Raw genomic sequence first — 1,053 nt, forward strand, 5'->3', positions numbered from 1 at the left:
CTGCAGGCGCTGGCCGATGTCGGTATGACCGAGGCCCAGTTTCCGGGTTTGCTGCAGCGCTATCCGCACGAATTTTCAGGCGGGCAGCGCCAGCGGCTGGCCATTGCGCGCGCGCTGATCGTCAACCCCAGCCTGCTGGTGCTGGACGAACCCACCAGCGCGCTGGACGTCACTATCCAGAAACAGGTGCTGGGACTGCTGCAAAGATTGCAGCGCGAGCGTGGCCTGAGTTATTTGCTGATCACGCACGACGTCGACGTGATTCGTGCCATGGCCCATGAAGTCATGGTGATGAAGGACGGCGATGTGCTGGAGTCAGGCTCACTGAGCGAAGTGCTGGATACACCTCAGCATCCCTATACGCGGGTTCTGGTCACCGCGGCTTGAATATTGTGCGTCTCCACGGCCCCGCGGAGATCACAAAAAATCCTTATAAATTACTTTAACTAAATTAAAAATCCATATGATTTAATTGGTTTTATTGGATTTACAAATTTTTTTCAAGGAAGCGTGAAGAGGAGGCGTCATTTGGACTTTCACGCAGCGATGCATTCATTTTGACGCTGCTTCTTTCTAGTGGTGACGCCGGATTGGTTGGCCGAAAAGGACATGCCTTGGGTCGATTCATCAGGCCTGTTCCAATGAGCAGGTGGGCGTCGTAACCAGAAGGATTTACATCGACGGTTCAGGCAATCTCTAGCGTGTCAGGCACGGAAATTGTTTGCATCGAAGGGCGCAGCACGTTACAATAAGAGCTTCACGACCAAATGGGCGGGTTTTCACCGCCCATTTTTTTTGGGCGTTTGTTTTTGAACATACGGATTTAGAGCGGGTTTAAGAGACTGAATGGCATTGCAAGAGACGATTGAGCAAACTGTGACGGGGCTGGGCTACGAGCTGGTCGAGATCGAACGCACCGGCGGTGGTTTGCTGCGCGTCACGATCGACATGTCTTACGTCAAGGGTGCCGAACAGTTCATCAATGCCGAGGACTGCGAAAAAGTCACCCGCCAGCTCCAGTTTGTCCTGGAAGTCGAAGGCGCCGAATATGCG

2 protein-coding genes are annotated in these 1,053 nt (G+C 53.2%); both read left to right on the forward strand.

Annotated features, from left to right (window positions below; all coding sequences use genetic code 11):
• The coding region (locus tag AC1DWI_RS24230; protein WP_477726051.1) for an ATP-binding cassette domain-containing protein at positions 1–387 on the forward strand (387 nt) is incomplete at its 5' end.
• A 459-nt stretch (positions 388–846) separates the two neighbouring features.
• Positions 847–1,053, forward strand: a 207-nt coding sequence (locus AC1DWI_RS24235) for an LSm family protein (protein ID WP_477726052.1), incomplete at its 3' end; no start/stop codon positions are given.

It is taken from the genome of Polaromonas sp. P3_C2 (assembly GCF_056402675.1).